A 23,221-nucleotide genomic window follows, 5' to 3' on the forward strand; every position below is an offset into this window, starting at 1 on the left:
ACAAAAAGGCCCCTGTCTATACTCGATAGTAACAGGGGCCTTTACTCACGTCAGGTGTGATTAGAACTTATAGGATAAACCTGCCATATAAGTACGGCCATAGCGCTGATACTCAATCACGCGGCGGCTGTCATCACCTTCAACCCGCACAAAAGGCTCATCCGTTACGTTGTTTGCTTGCAGTAACAGGGTTAAGCCTTCATAACGACCCGAGAAGCTGTAGCTGATTTGTGCATCAACAACGGTCTCAGCTTCAATCATCCGCAGGTCACGGCCATTACCAAAGCCTGAAATTTCACCGAGGAAATCAGAACGGTAACGGCTGCTGACCCGGGCAGAGAAACCATCGTTCTCGTAATAGAACGTCAGGTTAGCTACCCGCTCAGATAAACCTGGTAACGGGGTAGAAGGATCGTTCGGGTTAGACTGAATGCTGCTGTCGGTCCAGGAGCCGGTCAGAATGGCGCCGAAGCTTTCCAGTTCAGGCATAATCATCGCGCCACTGGCAGACAGGGTAAATTCCACGCCATTGATGCGGCCACCCTTACCATTTTGTGGTGTGGTTGCGACACCCTGGTTAATCACTGGTACTTCACCACCAGATGGGAAGCCGGTAAAGTCCTGAATCACTTGCTGGTCGTAGATATAGCTTTCCAGGTCTTTATAGAAAGCCGCAATCGCCACATAGCCTTTGCTGTCTTCAAAGTACTGCTCGTAAGAGACATCCAGTGCATTCGCAATCCACGGCCGCAGCGCCGGGTTACCGCCAGAGGCGCTCCAAGGCGAGTTCTGCTCTGGTGTTGCCTGCGAGTTGTTCAGTGCCGGGTTGAAGCTATAATCCTGACTGGCTCGCAGCTGATCCATCCGGGCACGGGCCATAGTGCGGGCTAAACCAACGCGTACGTATTTACCGGTACCGACTTCAAAGTTCAGGTTCAGGCTGGGTAACACTTCCCAGTACTTATCACCACCATCAATCCGGAATGACGACACATTAATACCGGTACCTGAAGCCGCTAAAGCATAAGACGACTGATCAGTATGGACGATTTGCGTACCGATATTACCAGTAACCGGGATTTCACCAACGCGGCTGTTAATACCTAGTTTTACATAACCGGTTACCACATCTTCCGCCACATTCCAGTCTTTAATCAGCACATCAGCGTTAGGGTTACGTACCCGCACCAGGGCGCCGGTGTCGATTAGCTGACGTGGATCATAGCTAACCATTCCCGGAATACCAAAAGCAGCCAGACTGGTGGTACCGGCAATATTTGGGATAGGAGCTGACAAAGCACCATTAGGCAGCGCCAGGAAAAATTCATCAGCTTTCTTGTCTTTTTCGCGGTTGCTGTAGTTTAAACCCACTTCCAGTGAATCGAAGTTGTCGTTTTCCAGCATAGTGCGGGCACTTAAACGTACCTGATTTAAATCATCGGTAATCGACGGCGAGTTGTAATACCCCAACTGACCACCAGGAATGATATCGCCACCCCAACCCTGCGGGCTGGTCAAGCGAATTAAGTTTGGATCTGCATAATTCAACGTAGAATTAAAAATGGGACCACGATCGCTCATCGCAAACGACAGGTTATCCAGCGCTCCCGAACCAGCAGGACCGGTACCCGCATCAGATTCCAGAATCAGGTCCGTACGATCCAGCGAAGAGTGGCTGAGATCCAAAGTGGCATCCCAGCTATCTGATAATTTGAATTCGGTTTTCCAACCGACAGAGAACAAATCGGCCTCGCGGAAGTTACCGTGGTTACGGACGATACCTTTAACCCCAGTATAACCACCAGAAGTCACTAAACCATTTTCTACTGTTGGGTTTACCAGCGGTGCACCACCCCAGAACAGCGGTAATTCGATAAAGCTGGTGCGCTGTGTTTCATCAAACTTGGAATAATAGAAATCTACCGTGCTACTAAAGCTATCGGTTGGTTTGTATTCAAATACACCAATAAAACCATCACGTTCCAGCAAATTGGAGTTAGCAAAAACTTTAGCTCCGCCAATCACTTTATCGCCATCTGCAGTGTCGGCATAACCCCAGGCTTCAAAACGTTCAATTTGCATTGGGTTAGAGATGGTGGCGTAACCTAAAGCCACACCGATGGTATTATCGGCAAATTGATCGATATAAGAAATACTGAAACGCTTACCATTGTCGTCAGCACCGGCATTCAATGCACTGATTTGGCTCCACTCGTAACGAGCGTTCACCGCCACAGTACGCTCGCCGTGTGCCAGCGGGCTAACCAAACGCATATCGGCAGTACCAGCCAAACCCTGACCGATTAAACCGGCATCTGGTGTTTTATAAACTACCACACCACTTAGTAATTCAGACGGATATTGGTCAAACTCTACGCCACGGTTATCACCGGAGCTGACTTGCTCGCGACCATTTAGCAGTGCAGTTGAGAAATCCGGCGCCAAACCGCGAATACTGATAACCTGACTACGGCCATTTAAGCGCTGTGCGGTTAAACCTGGTAAGCGGGCTAATGATTCAGCAATACTGACGTCAGGCAGTTTACCAATATCTTCTGCCGAAACCGCCTCGACAATCGAACTGTTGAACATTTTAATGTTCTGAGATTCCTGCAGGCTGCGGCGGAAACCGCGAACCGAGATCACCTCAACCGCTTCTTCCTGTGCTTTGGCTTCTGCATCAGCGGCCTGAGCCAGCACGATGGAACTGTTGCCAGCTGCGGCTAACGCCAGCGTTAGCATACTGAGTTTAAATTTTGTCATAATCCTACCTACCCCGGAGTGTTGTTGTTTTATTACTGCGAAACTGAAAGCCATGCTGAAATTCGTCAGCTGCAGTTTTGCCATGCTCATTTATTAAACTTATTCGGTCGCCAGCTCAATATGAATACGTATTCATAGTGCAAAAGATGCCCCAGGCGGGTGCAACTGCCGGCAAGCTGCACTATCGTTGTGCAGCAGGCAGGCTGCCAACTGCCTTAAGTATGAACACGCCGGCAGCCGTTGCCAGAAAAAGCCAATATTGAAACGCTTAGCGCTGTAAAGCACTGCATACGTATGCAGGTTGTTTCTTCTTCAGCCGCCACTGTTTATGCTTGGCAAAAATCACCACTCCCTTAATTCAGGTGGTCTATGGGACAAGTTAAGCAACTCGCCACCCTGGCGGGTTTACAAGACAGCTATGTGCATGCCAATGGGCAGTTAGAGCATATTGATGCAGAAGTGCAGGCCAGCATTTTGCGGGCTATGGGCTTTGATCTCAGTAGCGAGCAAGCTATTGCCAACCAGATTGCGCAGCTGCAACAAGCCCGCTGGCAGGAACCCTTATCTGCCGTAACGGTTGCTGAGCAACAGCAACCCTTTAGTGTCAGATTGCAGCTGGAAGCAGCCAAAGCGGCAAGTCATTGGCAGTGGCAGATCGCATTAGAAGACGGCGACGTACTGAGCGGTGAATTATTACTGCAGGCCAAAGATATTGTGGAACAGGCCGAAATAAATACAGTCGCGATGCTGGCTTTTAATTTGCCGTTTCAGCTGGACCTACCGCTTGGCTACCATCAGTTGACGCTAACTGATGGTAAGCAGCCTCTGAGCCAGCAACTGATTGTGACGCCGGCCCGCTGTTTTCAGCTGCATGACAGCGCCATCCTGCATAAAACCATGGGCCCAGCCGTGCAACTGTATGCCGTGCGTTCTGCCCGTAACTGGGGTATGGGCGACTTTGCCGACTTAAAAGCCATGGTCGCGCCACTGGCCGCCGCTGGGAATGACTTTATCGGTTTAAACCCGTTGCATGCGCTCTATCCGATGCTGCCACAGGATTGCAGCCCATACAGCCCCAGCAGCCGTTTATGGTTAAACACACTTTATGTGGCGCTGGACGAAACTCCGGATTATCAAAGCTGCACCGCGGCACAGCAGCTAGTCGCCAGTGCCGATTTTCAGCAGCAGCTCGCCGCTTGTCGTGCCACAGCGAATGTCGATTATCCGGCAGTTGCCGCTTTAAAGCAGCAGGTCGCGGCCTTGCTATTTCAGCATTTTCAGCAACACGAACTGGCGCAGCAAAGTGAACGAGCCAAGGCGTTTCAGGTTTTCGTGGCAGAGGCCGGCATCAGTCTGTATCAATGGGCGGTATTTTCGGTATTACAGGGCCAATTGTTCTGGCAAGATCTGCAAACCGCCGCCTGGCAGCAATTTCCGCCAGAACTACAAAACCCGAATAGCCCCGCCGTTGCGGCCTTTGCCAAACAACATGCCAGCGCTATCGAACAGCAGCTGTATTTACAGTGGTTAGCACAGCTGCAGCTGGCAGAGGTGAAAGCCGAGTGTCGCAAGCAAGGTATGGCCATCGGTTTATACTGTGATGTCGCTGTCGGCACCAGCCGTAGCAGTGCCGAGAGCTGGGGCGCGCCAGATGATTTTTTATTAGATTTAAGTGTAGGTGCACCGCCGGATATTATGGCACCAAAAGGCCAGAATTGGGGCTTGCTGGCGTACAACCCGGTGACGCTGCGGCAAAAAGCCTATCAACCCTTTATTGAACTGATCCGCGCAAATATGCGCTATGCCGGCGCCCTACGGCTGGACCATGTGATGGCATTATTGCGGCTTTGGTGTTGCCCGCTCGGCGCCGATGCTACAGCCGGGTGTTATTTACGGATGCCGGCGCAAGAGCTGTTTGCCATTTTAGCGCTGGAAAGCCAACGTAATCACTGCGTCGTCATTGGAGAAGATCTGGGCACGGTACCGGCGGAAATCAGTGAGCTGATGCAGCATTATCAGGTGCTGTCTTACCGGGTATTTATGCTGGAGCAAAAGGCTGGCAGTTATCAGCATCGGGATCTGACCTATCCACCGCAGGCTCTGGCAACAGTGACCACGCACGATATGCCTACGCTGGTCGGCTTCTGGCAGGAACTGGATTTAGCGCTGCGTCATCAATTGGATTTATTCCCCAGTCCAGCTGTGGCCGACAGCCTGCACCAACTGCGAGAGAGCGAAAAGCAGATCCTGCAACAGCAGCTCGGCATTGCGCAGCCGGATGCGGCAACTCTGGTTCGTGCCTGTCATCTGTATACCGCAGCGACGCCGGCGCGTTTATTCGCCTATCAGTTGGAAGACCTGGTATTGCTGGAAACTCCGGTCAATATACCGGGTACCAGCACTGAATATGCGAACTGGCAGCGTAAATTACCGCAGCATATCGAGACGATTCTGAGCGATAACAAGGTACTGCAGCTGATGCAAGAAATTAAGCAGGCGCGCAGCTAGTTGCTAATAGCAGTTTAAGATTAAACGCGGGCTTAATGTATCGTGCAGCGGCCAGCAGAACGCCACGCCACCCCAAACGGTGGCGTTTTTCTAACAATAAATGAGAGAACATGATGTTAAGAAAAACCCTGGCTCTAATGCTGGCAAGCGCCTTCACTGGCGTTATGTTGTGTTATCCGCAACCTGCCCAGGCTTACTGCCCGCAAACATCCGATGCCACTCCCAGAGGTCCGATCGCGTTAAACGAACAAGGTGAATTCGTGCCAGACTGGGCAAAAAGTGCGGTTTGGTATCAGGTGTTTCCAGAGCGCTTTCGTGATGGCGATCCCAGCAACAACCCGACCATACAGGATATTGCCGGTGCCGATCCGGCTGAGCCACCTAAAGTCTGGCAGATCCATCCATGGGGCAGCGACTGGTACAAACGCCAACCCTATGAAGTGGCCAACGGTGAACCTGAGTTATGGCAGCATCTATTGCGCCGCCGCTACGGTGGTGATCTGCAGGGGGTGATTGACAAGCTCGACTATATTCAAGATATGGGTTTCAATGCGATCTATTTAAACCCGGTTTTTACTGCCCCCTCACTGCATAAATACGATGCGGCCAGCTTTCACCATATAGACCCAAATTTCGGTCCGGATCCGGCGGGTGACAGGGCACTGATCGCCACCGAGAATCCATTAGATCCCAGCACCTGGGTTTGGACCAAAGCCGATGAACTGGCGCTGGAACTGATCAAACAAGCGAAGCAGCGCGGTATCCGGGTGATTTTTGATGGTGTGTTTAACCATATGGGTATCAACAGCTTTGCTTTTCAGCATCTACTAGAGCATCAGCAGCAGTCACCCTACAAAGACTGGTTTACTGTACACAGCTTTCGGGATGAAAAAACCGGCAGTGAATTCCGGTATGAGGGCTGGTTTGGTGTCGCCTCATTACCCGAGTTTAAAGAGGATGCTCAGGGTCTGGTGGCCGGGCCAAGGGATTATGTATTTGCCGCCACTGAGCGCTGGATGAACCCTAAAGGTCAGGGCCGCGAATTCGGTATTGATGGCTGGCGATTAGATGTCGCTTTCTGTGTCGCCCATGGCTTTTGGAAAGACTGGCGGCAGCATGTCAAAACACTGAACCCTGACGCCTATATCACCGCCGAACTGGTGATGCCGCCGGAGTTGGTAAAGCCTTATTTTCAGGGCGATGAGTTTGACGGTGAAATGAATTATAACTTTGCCTTCACCGCCGCTGAGTTTATGTTTAACCCAGCGCCAAAACGAATTAAGGCAAGCGAATTTGACGCCAAGCTGGCCGAAATGCGCGCGCTGTACCCCAAGGGCGTGGCTTACGTCACCCAGAATTTATTTGGCAGTCACGATTCGAACCGGATTGGCTCCCATATTGTGAACCGTGGCATCGGTAACTTCCGCGACTGGGGCGCCTATTTTCAGTTGTCACAAGTCAGCCAGAATCCAGCGTATCAGGTGCGCAAACCTAACGCTGAGGAACTGCGGTTACAAAAGTTGTTTGTTATTTTTCAAATGACCTATGTCGGGGCGCCAATGGTCTACTATGGCGATGAAGTCGGGATGTGGGGCGCTAACGACCCTGATGATCGTAAGCCAATGATCTGGGACGATATTCGTTACGAAGACGAAGTCACTAACCCGGATGGTAGTTTACGGCCAGCTGACAAGGTTGCGGTAAATCGTCAGTTACAGCAGCATTACCGGCAATTGATCCAACTGCGTCATCAACTGCCGGCTTTGCGGCTGGGGGATTATCAGACCCTGTTGGTCGATGACCAGCTCGAGCTGTATGGCTTTGAGCGCCGTTACCAACAACAACGGGTACGGGTACTGTTAAACAATAGCGAGCAGCCACAGCAAATCACCCTACCAAAAGCGCAGGCCAACTGGCAGGATGCGCTAAGCCAACTAGCAATCAGCCACAACGGCGATACCATGCAACTAACGATTCCAGCCAAATGGGGCGCTGTACTGGTTGCTAACTAACGGCCAGACAAGATCTGCGTTTTTGACCCGCTCTGAAAAGTGCGCACTTTATGCAGAGCTCTGCATGATTGAAAGAACGCATTTGTGTTGTCTACAGATTGAGGTAATGGAATACCAAACCGATCAACCAGGTAATGATACCGCAGTAAAGAGCCTGCTTATTTTCATCTGGTTTAGGCTCTTTGTTCTGCAGCGCACAAGCAAACTTATAGCCAAAACCAGCTCCCACTGATGTAAAACTCAGCTGTAATAACAGATCAATTGTCATTCTTTTTATGTTGCGATGATGGCTGGCCTATTTTCCGATAGCGGTCTGCGAGCTTAACAAGCGCGAATATCAGACCACTATACAATAAGCCCAACGGCAAAATTGCCGGGATTAAATAGTCAACACTAATCAGCACCTGACCAGTATTTAGCTTATCGAAAATATTCCATAATCCAAGTCCGCCAAAAAATAGCAGTAGTAATATCATGGGGATATATGGCCGCATGCTCTCTCCTTATTTAGCCTCGCAGCGTTGATAAACTCAGTACCAAACACCTCACTTATGAGCTGCGACGATGCGCTAAAACAATGTCGGAAATCTCTGTTCGCGCTTTTGCGCAGATCTCGTGCCCTAGTCGCAGCAAAAAAAAGCGCTGGGTTTAGCAGCGCTTTTTATTATAGATTAACTTTATTGCAACACAACTTACTCGGCAGTATCGACCTTAGCGTTTTTAACAAACTCATCCAGCCAGGCCGTGGTTTCCCACAGCATATGTAGCACAGATTCACGGGCGCGGTAGCCGTGTGATTCCAGTGGCAACATCACTAAGCGGGTGGTACCGCCATTACCTTTAATCGCCTGATATAAGCGCTCGCTCTGCATAGGGAAGGTGCCGGCGTTATTATCATCACTACCATGGATCAGCAGTATGGGCGTCTTAATTTTTTCAGCATGGAAGAACGGCGACATCCGCACATATAACTCAGGATCATCCCACAGGGTACGCTGCTCCATCTGGAAACCGAACGGCGTTAAGCTACGGTTGTAGGCGCCGCTGCGGGCAATACCGGCTTTAAACAAATTAGAGTGCGCCAACAGATTTGCTGTCATAAAGGCACCATAAGAATGGCCGCCAATCGCCACCCGGTTCGGGTCCGTTACGCCGCGCTCTACGCCTGCAGCAATCGCCGCTTCCGCATTTAGGATCAGTTGCTCGATAAAGGTATCATTCGGCTCCTGCGTGCCTTCGCCAACGATCGGCATGGTGGCATTATCCAATACCGCATAGCCCTGAGTTGCCAGGAACTGCGGTGTCCAGTAACTGATGCGGTTAAAACGGTACGGCGAATCACTAACCTGACCGGCAGCGTCAGCACTGCGGAACTCGCGCGGATAAGCCCAAATCACGGTCGGCAGCGCGCCATCGCGGGCTTTATCGTAGCCGGCAGGTAGCAGCAGTGTCGCCGACATCGGAATACCATCCGCACGCTGATAATTAATCAGCTCGCGGCTAATACCCTGGGTATGCGGCATCGGGTGCGGTGTTTTGGTCAGGGCAGTCAGTTCGCCGCTGCTGAGATCGCGCAGGTAGAAATCCGGCGGCAGATCCGGCGCCTCACGCTGGGTTAACAGCTTGCCCGACGGTAACAACGTAAAAGGGAACTCGTAGAAAGGCGCTTCCGAACGCCATAAACGGCGGGTTTCACCAGTAGCAAGCTGACGCTGATCGATAAAGGGTCTGTTACCCTCTGGTGACGCGCCTACGCCCGTTAAATAAATAGCGCCATCCGCTACCCGTAATAAGCGCTGGCCGTTAGCGGCCGTGGTTAATAACGGACTACCCGGATCATTATAACGATCTTCAGAGGAGCGCTCCCAGAATACCCGGGCTTGCTGCGCCGGATCCAGATACCAGACTTTTTCATTGCGATCCTGCCACCAGCGCTCCCAGACCAACAGGCTGCCATCGGCTGCCGCTAACAGGTAGGAGAAACGGAAGCTTAAATCCAGCAGCTTTTCTGGCTCGGCGTTAAAAGGCGCTGCCAGTTGGAACAGCTGATCCCGTACCGTCACTTTATTCGCCGGATCGCCACCATCCGCCGCTTCAGCCCAGTATAGCGTTGCCGCCTGATCCGGGCGCCAGCCCACACTTCGGCGGCCGGTGATAACCGCATCAAAGGCTATCGGTAAATTATCTGCTACCGGTTGCTGCACCACCTGATATTGCAGCTTGCCGCTGGCATCCCACACCTCGGTGGTATAAGCAAAGCGCGATACCGGTACCGCATAGGAAAACGGCTGCTCAATACGGCTGACCAGAATAAAGTTATTGTCCGGCGATAACTCGGCACCACGCAGCAGTTGTGGCTTGCCCAGTGTATTCACCTTATTGTTCAGGCCGACTTTTACCAGCTGACTGGTAAAGTAGTAGCTAAACAGGGCTTCATCATATTTGTTTTTTAACAAATCCTGATAGGTGCGCGCTGGTGCAGTGCGGCCACGGGCTTCAGTAATTACCGGCCCAGTTGGCACCTTGCTTTGCACCGGTTCAGCACCCCGTTTGGCAGGAATACTGGCGGCAAAAATCGCTTTGCTATCAGCAGTCCATTGCAGCGAGCCCCCCCAGATGGCATTTAACCGGATATTGCTCCAGCGGCTGGCCCGCAGTTTTTGCAGATCCACCTGCCACAGTTGGGCTTCGTTATCTTCCAGTTGAATAAAAGCCAGATAACGGCTGTCCGGGGAGAAATTCAGATTGACCGCTTTCAGATCCTTCGGCAAACCTTTGATCGTTTTTGTCTGCTGCGTATCCAACTCGATCAATTGTAATGACGAGACATAGCGTGGTTGTGACGGACCATTATTCGCCGGATTAAACCTTACGCCAGCCAGCCGGTATTCTGGCGCCGCCAGATCGGCAATATCTGGTAAGGCAGAAAAACCGGTACTTAGCATCAGCTTGCCATTCGGGCTTAACATCGCCCCCGGTGCCGGTGCCGCATCGACGATAGCTACAATCTCTTTTACCGGCTGCTGATAGCCAATATCCACAGCCGTTGCCAGTGCCTGTTGGCTGCAACTGAGCAAGGTGCCCAGTAAGGCAGCGCGAAGGATCATCTTCATTGTTGGATTCCCTGTCTTTTTGTTAGCCCTTTGTTATAACAGCTTTAGCCGGCAATACCAGCTTGCTTTCGACCATGTTGAGAAAAACTGAGATAAGCGCCAGTAAGACTGCGCGGGGAGTTACAAGTTGTTACATTGTCTTAGCAAACATAACGCAAAGGTTCGGCGCTATTAAGGTGCAATTCAGCGGGCGGGTTGCAGTATCGATAACGTTACCCCAACTAAGAGGACGCTGTTATGTTAAAACCCTTTGTCGCGCTTTTCGTGATCAGTGGTCTGGCTGCACCAGCTCTGGCTATGGATTCGCCCTTCTATGTCGGTGGCCAGGTCAGCGCCACTAAACTAAAAGAAACGGACAGTAGTGAGAGTATTTCCTTCGACTTTACCACCTTATCAGTACTGGCTGGCTACCAGTTTAACCCTTACGTCGCCGCCGAAGTCCGCTTTGGTACCGGTGTCAAAGGCGAGCGTTACCGCGAGCCGGGTTATCTGGAGGAGCTGACCGTTGAGCAACAAAGTATGCTGCTGTTAAAGGCCGGCGTACCACTTTCAGATAACTTTTCACTGTACGGTTTAGCCGGTTATGGTGCCAGTAAATTTAAATATGAGGTGCAGGACGAGGGCTTACGTTTTACCGATAGTGAGACGCTGGATGGCTTTGCCTGGGGTGTCGGCGCTGGTCTGAAATTTACGCCCAGACTCACCGCGACCCTGGAATATTTACAGCTACCGCAGGAGCGCTTCCGTGACGGCAGTGACAGCTACAAGTTAAAAGCCAATAATCTGAGCCTGGGTATTAATTACCAGTTCTGATTAAGCGCCATTAAAAACAAACCCCGGCCAACTGCCGGGGTTTGCATTGTTATGCGACCTTACCAGATCTTGACCCGCACATCTTCGCTGCGGTACATACCATCACCCTCTTTAACATCAAAGGCTTCATAAAACTCTGGCATATTCGACAACACACCCAGTACCCGGTACATGCCCGGTGAGTGCGGCCCGGTAATCACTTGCTGACGCAAAGCTTCATCACGGAACTTAATACGCCAAACCTGAGCCCAGCCGATAAAGAAACGCTGCTCCGGGGTAAAGCCGGCGATAGTCTGCCGCGGTTGATCTTTAATCGAGTTTTGATAGGCACGGAACGCCACCGTTAAACCACCCAGATCGGCAATATTTTCACCCAGACCCAAAGCGCCCTGCAGATGCAGGTTATCGATCGGATTAAAGGCATTGTATTGATCGATCATACGCTGTGCGCGCTCGCGGAACTGCCGCTCATCTTCCGGTGTCCACCAGTCGCGTAGGTTACCATCACCGTCAGAGCGCCGGCCCTGATCATCAAAGCCATGGGTAAATTCATGGCCAATAACGCCACCGATAGCACCATAGTTCACCGCATCATCGGCATCGACATTAAAGAACGGCGGCTGCAGGATCGCGGCCGGGAACACAATTTCGTTCATCGTCGAGCTGTAGTAGGCATTCACCGTCTGCGGTGTCATACCCCATTCATCCCGGTTTACCGGCTGACCTAAACGGTTAACCATCCGCTGATACTCACACTCGCTGCTGCGGCGCAGGTTACCGATTAAATCGTTGGCATCAATGGTTAAACAGTCGTAGTCACGCCAGACATCCGGGTAGCCGATTTTGGTATTAAACTTCGCCAGCTTGGCCTGAGCCTCGACCTTGGTCGTCTCGCTCATCCATTCCAGTTCGTTAATGGCTTCTTTAAAGGCGCCACGCAGATTTTCAATCATTTCATCCATCCGCGCCTTGGCTTCGGGTTTGAAATGCCGGGCGACATACTCTTTACCGACCATAAAACCGAGGTTGCTATCGACCAGACTCACGGCGCGTTTTTCCCGGCTGCGCTGCTCCTGCAAGCCGCTTAAGGTTTTGCCGTAGAAATCAAAACTGGCCTGGACAAAGGGCTCGCTCAGATTAGCGGCATTGGCACGCAGCAGGTGAAACTTCAGATACGTCTGCCACTGGCTTACCGGTAATTGCGCCTGCAGCTTGGCAAAATCCGTAAAGTACGACGGCTGACGGATCACCAGTTCCTGCACCTGACCCAGCTCGGCAGCTTGTAAAAACGCCGGCCAGTCAAAACCCGGCGCCAGTTTACCCAGCTCAGCAACACTGAGCTTGTTATAGGTGGCGTTGCGATCCCGGTTCTGGATCCGGCTCCACTGCACCTTGGCCAGTTGGGTTTCCAGCGCAATCACCTGTTCAGCCGCTTGTTCTGGCTGCTCCCAGCCAGCCAGTTGCCATAATTTGGCGATAAAGTCACGGTATTGACCGAGTAACTGAACTGAACGCTCATCATCTTTCAGGTAATAATCGCGGTCCGGTAAACCCAAGCCGCCCTGACTGGCACCGGTAATATATTGATCAGATTGCCGCTGGTCCTGACCGACAAACACGGCAACCGGGGTACCGAAACGGTAGCGCTGTAATTCGCCCCATAGCACAGCCAGCTGTTGATGGTTGCGAACCTGTTCGATACGGGCAATATCGCCACGCAGTGGATTCAGGCCCAGCGTATTAATCAGCGGCTCGTTTAAAAATGACTTGTAGAGATCGGCCATTTTCTGAGCGTCAGAGTTTTTCGGATGCTCAGTGGCCGCCAGCTCCTGAATAATGTCCAGTACTTGCTTCTCAGCGTTTTCACGCAGCTCGTCAAAACTGCCCCAGCGCGCCTTATCGGCCGGGATCTCAGTGTTGCCCAGCCAGTTACCGTTTACAAAACGAAAAAAGTCTTGCTGCGGCGCGACACTCTTGTCAAAGTTGCTCAGCTCAAAGCCAGCACGCTGGCTGTCAGCCTGAGTGAGCTGAGTTTGTTCTGTCACCGGCTGACTGCTGCAACCTGCAATGCCCAGAGCCAAAGCCACCCCAAGTGCTAACGCGGAAAGTTTTGTCATACGAAGTTCCTTATTATGTTTTATCGTGGCGAGTGTAGAAAATCTGCTCTGCTACCGCTGCCGAAACAGGATATGAGCCCAGCCAGATGCGATAAATGCCGGTCGTAACCTGTGCTGCCGCCAGTAGGTACGGTTTTTCTTGTAATTGGCAGCAATTTTTCGCAGGATCAACACAGTTCTTATTGCAGGAGTTTTATCATGCTTGATACCGCTTTAACTTCACTGGCGGGCTTACCGTCTTTTCTGGCCTACTTTGCCCTGGCTGTGGTGTCAGTGCTGGTCTTTGTCCGGCTGTACAGCTGGGTAACGCCCCATGACGAATTTGGTCTGATCCGCGACAATAATCCGGCTGCAGCCGTGGCCTTTGCCGGTGCCCTGATTGGCTTTGCGCTACCGCTGTCCAGTGCCATTACCCACTCTATGTCGTTACTCGATTGCGCTATCTGGGGTCTGGTTGCCCTGCTGGTGCAAGTGCTGACCTTTTTTGTCAGCCAATTGGCCCTGAAAAACCTGTCACAACGTATCACTCAGGGTGATATCGCCGCCGGTATTTTCTCCGCTGGCTGCTCAATCAGTGTTGGTATGCTCAATGCTGCCTGTATGACCTACTAGCGCATTATTTAAGGAGCCTGAGATGCAGAAAAAAGTCTTTAAGCGCAGCCGCAAAGCGGCGCTGATCTTTATGGTGCCGGCGGCAACCCTGGTGTTGCAGGGCTGTGGCAGCGAACAAGCGGTCGAAGCCCAGGTATTTAATACCCCGGATGAATGTGCGGCCTTCTATAATCCACCGGCTCAGTGCCAGGCGGCCTTCGCCGAAGCCCAGGCATTACACCCACAGGTAGCACCTAAGTATGCCAATAAGCAGGAATGTGAAGCGGACTTTGGCGTAGGTCGCTGTGAAACCGCGCCCGAGCAGCATGCCCAGGGCAGCTTTTTTATGCCGATGATGATGGGCTTTTTAGCCGGACAGATGCTAAACCGTGGCGGTATGGCACCACAGCAGCAACAAAGTGCAGCCGCAGCCGGTGGCCGTAATACGGTACCGAACCAACCTCTGTACAAAGCACGGGATGATCAGAGTACTTTCCGCACTGCCGGCAATACGCCGGTAGCCAGTCAGCCCGGCCCAACTCAGGTCAGGCCTTCGGCAGTACAACCCAAACCTGCCACCCTGGCCCGTCGCGGTGGCTTTGGTGCTCAGGCACAGCAACGCGCAGCAGCTGCGCCGCGGCAAACCACCTATGGCGGCTAAACAATGAAAAAGGTTCCGATCGCACCTCGCCCGGGCTGGCAGGCTTTTGCTGAAAGTGTTGGCTTTCAGTTTCATACCATTGATAACGAGCCTTACTGGGATGAGTCGGCTTATTATCAGTTCAGTCTGGCGCAGATTGAAGATGATCTGGAAACGCCGACTGAACAGCTGCATCAGATGGCCTTAGACCTGATCCCGGATATCGTTAGCAGTGAACAACAGCTGAGCCAACTCGGGATCCCGCAGCAGTTCTGGGACGCGGTGAAAGAGAGCTGGCAGCGTGCCGAGCCGCACCTGTATGGCCGGATGGATTTTGCCTATGACGGCAAGGGCCCGGCGAAATTGCTGGAGCTGAACTACGACACGCCGACCTCGCTTTATGAAACTGGCTTTTTCCAGTGGGTGTGGTTGGAAGACCAGCAAATGCGTGGTGTGTTGCCGGAGGGCGCCGATCAGTTTAATTCGTTGCAGGACAAACTGGAGCAGGCCTTTGCCGAGCTGCCTTTACCACGCCCTTTCTATTTCAGTAGCGTCACCGAAAGTCAGGAAGACAAGGGCACTGTTGATTATCTGATGGATATTGCGCTGCAAAGTGGCCTGGACAGCCGCTATATCCAGCTGGAACAGATTGGCGATATCGACGGTCAATTGGTAGACCTGGAAGGCTATCCGATCCAGGGGCTGTTTAAACTCTACCCGTGGGAGTTTATGCTGCAGGAGGAATTCGCCAGCACCATTTTAAGCTCCGACACCCGTTTTTTAGAGCCGTTATGGAAGTTACTGCTCTCCAATAAAGGGATACTGCCGTTATTGTGGCAAAAGTATCAGGGCCATCCGAATCTGCTACCCGCCTTTTTTGATGATGGCAAGACGCCACTGGATCCGGGCTGGGTTCGCAAACCCCTGTTCTCGCGGGAGGGCGCCAATGTTGAGTTGGTTACACCACAAGGAGAACGGTTGCAGCAGGGCGGCCCCTATACCGACAGCGGTTATGTCCGGCAGGCTTTTGCGCCGCTACCACGCTTTGGTGACAGCTATACGCTGATTGGCAGCTGGGTGGTCGGTGATTTAGCGGCAGGGATCGGCATTCGCGAAGATAACAGCCTGATCACCAAAGACAGTTCGCGTTTTTTACCGCATATTATTCTGGATTAAATGGGAATATTTATGCAGCAATATTGGATATAAAACCACTTTATTGCTAAAATTGCGCAACTTTTTGCGCTGGTCTGGCAGTTTTCCCGGAATGCTGCCAGACTTATCTTATCTGTATACCGAGCAAGGAAAATATTCGCCCGTGCGTACAACTGAACTCGTCAGCGGTTTCCGCCAGTCAGCCCCCTATGTCAACGCCCACCGTGGCAAAACCTTTGTGGTGATGCTGGGTGGCGAAGCCATTATGCAGCCTGGTATTCGTAGCATTATTAACGATGTTGCCCTGCTAAATAGCTTGGGAATTAAAGTCGTGCTGGTATATGGCGCCCGGCCGCAAATCAATCAGGCGCTGCTTAACGCCGGGTTGGAGCCACAATACCATAACCGGATCCGGGTCACTGACGATGACTCCTTCCGGCTGATCAAACAAGTTGCCGGTGCTTTACAGCTGGATATTACCGCCCGCTTATCGATGAGTTTAAGCAATACCCCGATGCAGGGCGCACAAATTAACGTAGTCAGCGGTAACTTTGTTATCGCCCAGCCGCTCGGTGTTGATGAAGGTATCGATTATTTTCACAGCGGTAAGGTGCGCCGGATCGATACCGCCGGTATCCGCCGGCAGCTTGATAATAACGGCATAGTGCTGATGGGGCCGATCGCTGCCTCCGTCACCGGTGAGAGTTTTAATTTAACCGCCGAAGAAATTGCCACCCAGGTCGCGATCCGGCTGAAAGCCGACAAGATGATTGGCTTTAACGAAGTGGGCGGTATCGTCGGCGAAAATGGGGATATCACCGCAGAATTAATGCCAAATATGGCAGAAACCATGCTGTATGAAATGGAGCAACAGGACGATCACTGTATTGGTACCGCGGCCTTCTTACGGGCTGCAGTAACGGCTTGTCGTTCCGGCGTGCCACGTTGTCACCTGGTGAGTTACAGTGAAGATGGCTCGCTGTTACAAGAGCTGTTCTCGCGCGATGGTATCGGTACCCAAATTGTGACCGAATCGGCAGAAAAATTGCGCCGTGCAGTGATCAGCGATATCGGCGGTATTCTGGATCTGATCCGGCCGCTGGAACAGCAAGGTTTACTGGTACGCCGCTCGCGCGAGCAACTGGAAATGGAAATCGACTACTTTACGCTGATTGAACGCGATGGTCTGGTGATCGGCTGTGCCGCGCTCTATCCGTTTCCGGAAGAGAATGTTGGTGAGTTTGCCTGTTTGGCGGTACACCCGGATTACCGCGATGCCGATCGTGGTACTACCCTGCTAAAAAGTGTGATCCAGCAGGCCCGGCAACGCAAATACAGCCGGCTGTTCGCCCTGACCACCCGCAGTATTCACTGGTTTCTGGAGCAAGGCTTTGAACTGGTGACCGTCGATGATCTGCCGGCCCAGAAAAAGCAGCTGTATAACTATCAGCGCCGCTCGAAAATCCTGGCGCTGGATCTGTAAAGGCTATAACTGGCGGTTGACCTCTGCCGCCAGTTGTTGACCCAATGCCCGTGCTGTGGTCCATTTGCCGCCACTGACGGTCAAAATCTTCCCCTGCCAGCTAAACTGATACTCCCGACTGGCGCGACTGGCATCTTCACTGCCAGCCAGCAAAGGCCTGACGCCGGCAAAACTCCCCAACAACTGTTCTGGCGTGGCCGCTGGCGTAAAGTAATGTGCATATACATCAAGTAAATAGTCACGTTCTGCCGGCGAGCACTGCACCGGCTCATCCAGTTGCTGCCGCACCTCAGTCGTACCCAGCAGACACTGCTGTTGATAAGGTAAAGCAAACACGATACGCCGCTCACCCGGCACTTCCAGCATATGGCCATAACGGCTAATCGCAGGCAGTAACAAATGGCTGCCACGCACCAGGTCCAGGGGTGCCGCCAGCAGGCCGGATTGCTGTAACAGGGCACTGCTCCAGGGACCAGCAACGTTGATAATGCTGGCGAATTTCAGCTTGCCAGTGGCCAGCTGCAGTTCACCATCTGGCTGAATTTTTAATACCGGGCTGTGCTCTACAATATTGACGCCGGCCTTGCGGCACTGCTCTGCCATCCAGAGGCCGAGCTTTTGGTCATCCATCTGGCCATCAAAAAACAGATAGGCACCCAATAAACCTTCAGCTTTTAGCTGCGGTGAGCAGCGTAGCGTCTGCGCTGCTGTTAACCAGCGATGCCGGCCAATGCCCTTTTTACCGGCAAAGCTATCGTATAACCAGAGTCCGATTTTCAGCTGCCAGCGGGCACGCTGAGAATGCTGATAGAGTGGATAAAGGATGGGTAAGCGACGGGTTAACTGTGGTGCCTTTTTTAACCACCAGCGCCGCTCCTGTAAGGCTTCGCGCACCAGCCGGAACTCACCTTGCTCCAGATAGCGTAAGCCGCCATGTAACAGTTTGGAAGAGGCAGCACTGGTGGCTTGCATTAACTGGTCGCGTTCAAACAAGGTAACCTGATGGCCAGCCAGCGCCAACTGCCAGGCACTGCACAGACCATTAATGCCACCACCGACTACCGCAATCTGCATTATATTCCCCAACGATTGCTGACTACGTCCTTAGTGTAGTCTAGTTAAGCAGCACCAGATCGTCGCGGTGAATGGCAACTTCACTGGGGCAATAGCCAAGGATGGTGTCAATTTGCTGGCTTTTTACGCCGCGGATCTTACTAAGCTCCAACGCACTGTACTGGCTAATGCCCTGTGCCAGCGTCTGACCGGCCATATTAAGTACCAGTACTGCATCGCCTTTATCAAAGTCACCACTGACAGCACTGATACCGGACGGCAATAACGAAGCCCCCCGGGCCAGCAGTGCCTGCACGGCACCGTCGTCAATCACCAGTTGACCGTGCGGTTTCAGGCTATGTCGCAGCCAGTGCTTTTTCGCACTAAGCCGTTCTTGTTGTCGTTGAAACAAGGTACCACAATGCCGGTTGGCCAGTAATTCATCAAAGGTTGCCGCTTTCTGGCCATTGATAATCAGCGTATCAACACCGGCACGGGTTGCCTTATCGGCGGCCTGAATTTTCGTCTGCATGCCGCCGGTACCAATAGCATGGTGGCTGCCACCGGCCATCGCATAAATCTGCGGCGTAATTTGGCTAACCTGTGGCACCAGCACAGCGTCAGGTTCAGTACGTGGGTTGGCGGTATAGAGGCCGTCGATATCCGAGCAGATTAATAAGGCATCAGCATCAGCCAGAATCGCCACCATCGCCGCCAGATTATCGTTATCGCCGACCTTTAACTCGGCCGTGGCAACGGTATCATTCTCGTTAACAATGGGTAGCACCTGATTCGCCAGCAAAGTGCGCAGGGTATTATCGATATTCAGATAACGGCGGCGATCTTTTAAATCGTCATGGGTCAGCAGGATCTGTGCACAGTCAAAATCAAATAGCTGTGCCCAGCTTGCCATCATCCGACTCTGCCCCACTGCCGCCATTGCCTGTTTCACGTTAATTGGCAACGGCAACTGCTTATAGCTAATGGCATTGCGACCTGCGGCGACACTGCCTGACGACACCAGCACCACCTCAGTACCGGCCGCCCGGCACTCGGCAATAAAGCGGGCGATAGATAACAAATACCGGGTAGAGCAGCCGGCTGCATAAGGCGCAATCAGCGCACTGCCTACTTTTAAAACGATCCGTTTCCAGCCACATACCGCCATCTTCGCTACCTGCTTACCAACATCTGCTTTGGGTTATTCTGCTGGTCCAAAGCTTAATCTTTGGCAGTCTATATGTCTAACGCTATTTCTTTCAGCTAATCCGCAAATTCAGCAATCATTCATACCCTTAACCTAAACTGCTATATACTTAGCGCCAATTGCGTAATGGAGAAACAAGATGAAAGCAAAAGTTGCACTAGTAGCCGTGATGTCTGGCAGCCTGGTATTGGCCGGCTGTGCCACTACCGATAACCAAAATACCACCCGCGGTGCGGCCATCGGTGCGGTAGCCGGTGCTATAGCAGGTAAAGCAACTGGCAACCATAAAAACAAAAGGGTGGTTATTGGTGCCGCGGTCGGCGCTTTGGCCGGTGCGGCCGTAGGCAGCTATATGGATAACCAGGAAAAGGCGCTGCGCGAAGAGCTAAAAGGTTCAGGTGTGGGCGTACAACGCGACGGTGACCGTTTAGTGCTGGATATTCCGGCGCAACTGACTTTTGATATTAACCGCTCTGATATTCGTCCCAGCCTGTATCCGGCGTTAAACGATATCGCCAAGGTCTTACGTGAGTATCCGAAAACCATGGTGGTAGTCGCCGGTCATACTGATGATACCGGTCCGTATCAGTTTAATATGAACCTGTCACGCGCCCGGGCGGAGTCCGTGCAAAGCTATCTGGTCGCGCAGGGTGTGCAACCGATCCGCATTGAAACCATCGGTTATGGCCCGGACCGGCCGGCGTTTCAGAATAACTCAGAAGCCAACCGCGCGCGCAACCGCCGGGTAGAAGTGCATATCGAACCGATCGTCGAGTAATTTCTTGTGCTAAAGACAAAACGCCCGGCTAAGCCGGGCGTTGTGTTTTACAGGTATCTATTTTACAGCTGACTACTCAGCAAAGGCCTTTTTCACAAAATTTGGCAGGGCACCGGCCGCCTTATGTACCTCAACATTGTAGTACTCGGTACTAAAGGGTGCAGCCGCCGCATCGGCTTCGCGGAAACCGTTAAATGCACCGCTTTTCTTCGCCAGCGTACAGGTCCACCAACCCGATGGATACACCATTTGCGGGAAGTTTAGTGTTTGCAGGCTGGCAAAGCCAGCATCGCTCATAGCCTGACGCATCGCTTTTAACAGCGGCATATGGATCAACGGTGATTCACTCTGCTGTACCAGAATACCGTCGTTAGCTAAGGCCGCCACACAGCTGGCATAGAAGGCGCGGTTAAACAGGCCTTCGCCCGGGCCAATTGGATCAGTCGAATCGACAATAATCACATCGATAGAACCCGGCGCAGCTTCGCGCATAAATTTAATACCATCTTCAAACTTAAGCGTCGCGCGCGAGTCATTGTTTGACGCGCACAGCTCCGGGAAGTACTTTTCTGCCATCCGGGTCACTTGCTCGTCGATATCGATTTGCGTCACGCGCTCTACGCCAGGATGCTTTAACACCTCGCGCAGGGTACCGCAGTCACCGCCGCCGATAATCACCACATTCTTCGGATTCGGATGGGTAAACAGCACCGGATGACTGAGCATTTCGTGATACAGGAAGTTATCCCGGCTGCTAAGCATGATCACATCATCAATCACCATCAGATTGCCAAAATGGGTGGTTTCATACATGGCAATTTTCTGAAAGGGTGACTGAACTTCATCCAGTTTTCTGGTAATGGCCAGGCCAAACACACTACCGCTGTCGGCAAACACCTCGGTTAGCCACTTTTTGTCATCAAATACTGACATTTTTACCCCCTGCAACGTATAAGGCGCGTATTTTGCCTGCGACAACGCTGACATACAAATTTTTCGGCTTTTTTGCTGCACCTTGCGGCTAATGGCTTTAAACTATAGCAGTTAATTTTTTTGAGGAAAGATAATGGCAGACTGGGGTTTTGAGAAGGCACGTTCCATCTATAACGTAGCCGTGTGGAGTGAAGGCTATTTTGATGTGAACAAGGCTGGTGATCTGATTGCCTATCCGGATCAGGATCACAGTAAGCCAGGTATTAGCTTTCCGGAGCTGACGCAACGCTTTAAGGAAGAGGGCCTGACGCTGCCGGTATTGGTGCGGTTTACCGATATTCTGCAACACCGGGTCGACACCTTAATTAAGTCTTTCCAACGCGCCAAAGCCGAAAAAGAATATCAGGGCCAATACACTGCGGTATATCCAATCAAGGTAAACCAGCAATTCTCAGTAGTTAAGCGCCTGATTAGCCATGATAGCGGCAAAGTCGGCCTGGAAGCCGGTAGTAAGCCAGAGTTGATGGCGATCCTTGGCGTAACCGAGCAGCCGCTACAAATCGTCTGTAACGGCTATAAGGATAGCGAGTTCCTGCGTCTGGCGACCATTGGCCAGATGATGGGCCATACGGTCTATGTGGTTGTTGAAAAGCTGTCAGAGCTGAAAACCTTGCTACGCGAAATCGATAATCTGGGTGCGGCGCCACGGATCGGGATCCGTATTCGCTTAAACTCGGTCGGCAAAGGCAAATGGCAAAATACCGGTGGTGAAAAAGGTAAATTTGGCCTCACCGCCACCCAGGTACTGCAAGCTATCGATATTCTGCGTGATGCCGGCAAGTTAGACCTGCTGCAGCTGGTGCACTTCCATATCGGCTCGCAAATTGCCAATATCCGCGATATTCACAATGCGATCCGCGAATGTGCCCGTCACTACGCTGAACTGCGTACCCTCGGCGTGCCTATTACCACAGTAGACGTCGGCGGCGGTTTAGGTGTCGATTACGAAGGTTCGAAATCTCGCTCTGCCTGTTCGATGAACTACACCATGTATGAATATGCCCGCAACGTGGTTAATGGTTTAAAAGAAGTTTGTGACGAGTACGACTTACCACATCCGAATATTATTACCGAGTCTGGCCGGGCGATGACCGCACACCATGCGGTACTGGTAACCGATGCCATCGATATCGAGCGGGCGCCTGGTTTAGTGAATCTGCCGGAGCCGAGCGAAGATGCGCCGACGGTCATTTTAGGGATGTGGGATGCCTACAAGAATGTAACGCCACGTAGTGCCGTCGAGTCCTATCATGATGCTGTACACTACTTTACCGATGCCCATGCCCAGTATGTGCATGGCCTGCTGACGTTACAAGATTGGTCGCTGTTAGAGCAGCTGTACTTTGCCACCATTAATAAGGTACGGGCGAATCTGGATCTGAATGCCCGCTCGCACCGCGCGATTCACGATGAGTTAAACGAAAAACTGGCCGATAAGCTGTTCGTTAACTTCTCGCTGTTCCAGTCCATGCCGGATGCCTGGGGTATTGATCAGCTGTTCCCGGTAATGCCGCTGGAGCGGATGACTGAGCCACTGAATCACCGCGCCATTATTCAGGATATTACCTGTGACTCAGACGGTATGCTGAAGAGCTATGCGGATGGCAATGGTATCGAATCCAGCCTGCCGCTGCCGGAATACAAGGACGATCAGCAATATCTGCTTGGTATGTTTATGGTTGGCGCCTATCAGGAAATTCTGGGTGATCTGCACAACCTGTTTGGTGATACCGATTCAGTGCATGTCGAACTGACCGAAGATGGCAGTTACAAGCTGACCAATATTATCAAGGGTGATACGGTAGCCGATGTGCTGCGCTATGTGCAGTTTGATGCCAAGAAGCTGATTGCCTCTTACACCAAACAACTGGCTAAACTGGATCTGCAGGATGAGCGTAAAGATGAACTGCTGGATGAGCTGAAAGCCGGCGTTTATGGTTACACCTACTTCGAAGATTAAGCTAGAATAGGCACTGATCGGAGGTGTAACCACTT

General features: G+C 52.0%; 16 protein-coding genes. 9 read left to right on the forward strand and 7 right to left on the reverse strand.

Annotated features, from left to right (window positions below; all coding sequences use genetic code 11):
* Window positions 1-60: 60 nt before the first annotated feature.
* Window positions 61-2,763 carry a TonB-dependent receptor gene (locus H1D31_RS15735; RefSeq protein ID WP_261259801.1) on the reverse strand — a complete coding sequence of 901 codons (2,703 nt, stop codon included), beginning with the start codon at window positions 2,761-2,763 and terminating at the stop codon, window positions 61-63.
* A gap of 369 nt (window positions 2,764-3,132) precedes the next feature.
* On the opposite strand from H1D31_RS15735, the gene malQ reads away from it, so the two are divergent.
* On the forward strand, window positions 3,133-5,271 hold the full coding sequence (malQ, locus tag H1D31_RS15740) for a 4-alpha-glucanotransferase (RefSeq protein WP_261259804.1): 2,139 nt from the start codon (window positions 3,133-3,135) through the stop codon (window positions 5,269-5,271).
* 110 nt (window positions 5,272-5,381) lie between these two features.
* Entirely contained in the window at window positions 5,382-7,283 is a 1,902-nt protein-coding gene (locus H1D31_RS15745; protein WP_261259806.1) for a glycoside hydrolase family 13 protein, read from the forward strand.
* A gap of 257 nt (window positions 7,284-7,540) precedes the next feature.
* Here the strand turns inward: H1D31_RS15745 and H1D31_RS15750 are convergent, their stop codons facing one another.
* Both H1D31_RS15750 and H1D31_RS15755 read right to left on the reverse strand, forming a co-directional pair.
* Window positions 7,541-7,777, reverse strand: a complete 237-nt coding sequence (locus H1D31_RS15750) for a hypothetical protein (RefSeq protein WP_261259807.1) — start codon at window positions 7,775-7,777, stop codon at window positions 7,541-7,543.
* Between the two features lie 198 nt (window positions 7,778-7,975).
* Window positions 7,976-10,396: an alpha/beta hydrolase family protein gene (locus H1D31_RS15755; protein ID WP_261259809.1), complete on the reverse strand. Its 2,421-nt coding sequence runs from the start codon at window positions 10,394-10,396 to the stop codon at window positions 7,976-7,978.
* Between the two features lie 237 nt (window positions 10,397-10,633).
* Between H1D31_RS15755 and H1D31_RS15760 the strand changes: the two genes are divergently transcribed.
* Window positions 10,634-11,209: a porin family protein gene (locus H1D31_RS15760; RefSeq protein ID WP_261259811.1), complete on the forward strand. Its 576-nt coding sequence runs from the start codon at window positions 10,634-10,636 to the stop codon at window positions 11,207-11,209.
* 59 nt (window positions 11,210-11,268) lie between these two features.
* On the opposite strand, the gene H1D31_RS15765 is transcribed toward H1D31_RS15760, so the two are convergent.
* Window positions 11,269-13,326, reverse strand: a complete 2,058-nt coding sequence (locus H1D31_RS15765) for a M13 family metallopeptidase (RefSeq protein ID WP_261259813.1) — start codon at window positions 13,324-13,326, stop codon at window positions 11,269-11,271.
* A 198-nt stretch (window positions 13,327-13,524) separates the two neighbouring features.
* Between H1D31_RS15765 and H1D31_RS15770 the strand changes: the two genes are divergently transcribed.
* The 4 genes from H1D31_RS15770 to argA all read left to right on the forward strand — a co-directional run bounded on the left by H1D31_RS15770 (window position 13,525) and on the right by argA (window position 17,195).
* Window positions 13,525-13,938, forward strand: a complete 414-nt coding sequence (locus tag H1D31_RS15770) for a DUF350 domain-containing protein (RefSeq protein ID WP_065956216.1) — start codon at window positions 13,525-13,527, stop codon at window positions 13,936-13,938.
* A gap of 22 nt (window positions 13,939-13,960) precedes the next feature.
* Window positions 13,961-14,578, forward strand: coding sequence for a DUF1190 domain-containing protein (locus H1D31_RS15775; RefSeq protein WP_008606439.1), 618 nt, complete (start codon window positions 13,961-13,963; stop codon window positions 14,576-14,578).
* Window positions 14,579-14,581: 3 nt separating this feature from the next.
* Window positions 14,582-15,733, forward strand: a complete 1,152-nt coding sequence (locus tag H1D31_RS15780) for a glutathionylspermidine synthase family protein (protein WP_261259814.1) — start codon at window positions 14,582-14,584, stop codon at window positions 15,731-15,733.
* Between the two features lie 142 nt (window positions 15,734-15,875).
* Entirely contained in the window at window positions 15,876-17,195 is a 1,320-nt protein-coding gene (gene argA, locus H1D31_RS15785) for an amino-acid N-acetyltransferase (protein ID WP_261259815.1), read from the forward strand.
* Window positions 17,196-17,198: 3 nt separating this feature from the next.
* Here argA and H1D31_RS15790 read toward each other — a convergent pair whose 3' ends face one another.
* Both H1D31_RS15790 and proB read right to left on the reverse strand, forming a co-directional pair.
* A complete protein-coding gene (locus tag H1D31_RS15790; protein WP_261259816.1) occupies window positions 17,199-18,269 on the reverse strand; it encodes a glycerol-3-phosphate dehydrogenase/oxidase in 1,071 nt (356 codons plus the stop codon).
* Window positions 18,270-18,309: 40 nt separating this feature from the next.
* On the reverse strand, window positions 18,310-19,416 hold the full coding sequence (proB, locus tag H1D31_RS15795) for a glutamate 5-kinase (RefSeq protein ID WP_261259817.1): 1,107 nt from the start codon (window positions 19,414-19,416) through the stop codon (window positions 18,310-18,312).
* Window positions 19,417-19,594: 178 nt separating this feature from the next.
* Here proB and H1D31_RS15800 point away from each other — a divergent pair, with 178 nt between their 5' ends.
* Window positions 19,595-20,233, forward strand: a complete 639-nt coding sequence (locus H1D31_RS15800) for an OmpA family protein (protein ID WP_008606434.1) — start codon at window positions 19,595-19,597, stop codon at window positions 20,231-20,233.
* Window positions 20,234-20,305: 72 nt separating this feature from the next.
* Here the strand turns inward: H1D31_RS15800 and speE are convergent, their stop codons facing one another.
* Complete coding sequence (gene speE, locus H1D31_RS15805) at window positions 20,306-21,166, reverse strand: polyamine aminopropyltransferase (protein ID WP_261259818.1); 861 nt, start codon at window positions 21,164-21,166, stop codon at window positions 20,306-20,308.
* Window positions 21,167-21,299: 133 nt separating this feature from the next.
* Between speE and speA the strand changes: the two genes are divergently transcribed.
* The gene (gene speA / locus H1D31_RS15810) at window positions 21,300-23,186 is read left to right on the forward strand and encodes a biosynthetic arginine decarboxylase (protein WP_065956211.1); all 1,887 of its coding nucleotides are present in this window, start codon (window positions 21,300-21,302) and stop codon (window positions 23,184-23,186) included.
* Window positions 23,187-23,221 lie beyond the last annotated feature (35 nt).

The sequence above is a fragment of the Alishewanella sp. BS5-314 genome, assembly GCF_025377695.1.
GTDB classification, from domain to species: Bacteria; Pseudomonadota; Gammaproteobacteria; order Enterobacterales; family Alteromonadaceae; genus Alishewanella; species Alishewanella aestuarii.

What these genes read in the sequence shown, in the direction of transcription:
- H1D31_RS15735 (WP_261259801.1), bottom strand. Translation starts at nt 2,763, where the DNA reads ATGACAAAATTTAAACTCAGTATGCTAACGCTGGCGTTAGCCGCAGCT.
- proB (WP_261259817.1), bottom strand. Translation starts at nt 19,416, where the DNA reads ATGGCGGTATGTGGCTGGAAACGGATCGTTTTAAAAGTAGGCAGTGCG.
- H1D31_RS15765 (WP_261259813.1), bottom strand. Translation starts at nt 13,326, where the DNA reads ATGACAAAACTTTCCGCGTTAGCACTTGGGGTGGCTTTGGCTCTGGGC.
- H1D31_RS15800 (WP_008606434.1), top strand. Translation starts at nt 19,595, where the DNA reads ATGAAAGCAAAAGTTGCACTAGTAGCCGTGATGTCTGGCAGCCTGGTA.
- H1D31_RS15750 (WP_261259807.1), bottom strand. Translation starts at nt 7,777, where the DNA reads ATGCGGCCATATATCCCCATGATATTACTACTGCTATTTTTTGGCGGA.
- H1D31_RS15745 (WP_261259806.1), top strand. Translation starts at nt 5,382, where the DNA reads ATGATGTTAAGAAAAACCCTGGCTCTAATGCTGGCAAGCGCCTTCACT.
- H1D31_RS15790 (WP_261259816.1), bottom strand. Translation starts at nt 18,269, where the DNA reads ATGCAGATTGCGGTAGTCGGTGGTGGCATTAATGGTCTGTGCAGTGCC.
- H1D31_RS15775 (WP_008606439.1), top strand. Translation starts at nt 13,961, where the DNA reads ATGCAGAAAAAAGTCTTTAAGCGCAGCCGCAAAGCGGCGCTGATCTTT.
- H1D31_RS15755 (WP_261259809.1), bottom strand. Translation starts at nt 10,396, where the DNA reads ATGAAGATGATCCTTCGCGCTGCCTTACTGGGCACCTTGCTCAGTTGC.
- speA (WP_065956211.1), top strand. Translation starts at nt 21,300, where the DNA reads ATGGCAGACTGGGGTTTTGAGAAGGCACGTTCCATCTATAACGTAGCC.
- H1D31_RS15780 (WP_261259814.1), top strand. Translation starts at nt 14,582, where the DNA reads ATGAAAAAGGTTCCGATCGCACCTCGCCCGGGCTGGCAGGCTTTTGCT.
- malQ (WP_261259804.1), top strand. Translation starts at nt 3,133, where the DNA reads ATGGGACAAGTTAAGCAACTCGCCACCCTGGCGGGTTTACAAGACAGC.
- H1D31_RS15770 (WP_065956216.1), top strand. Translation starts at nt 13,525, where the DNA reads ATGCTTGATACCGCTTTAACTTCACTGGCGGGCTTACCGTCTTTTCTG.
- H1D31_RS15760 (WP_261259811.1), top strand. Translation starts at nt 10,634, where the DNA reads ATGTTAAAACCCTTTGTCGCGCTTTTCGTGATCAGTGGTCTGGCTGCA.
- speE (WP_261259818.1), bottom strand. Translation starts at nt 21,166, where the DNA reads ATGTCAGTATTTGATGACAAAAAGTGGCTAACCGAGGTGTTTGCCGAC.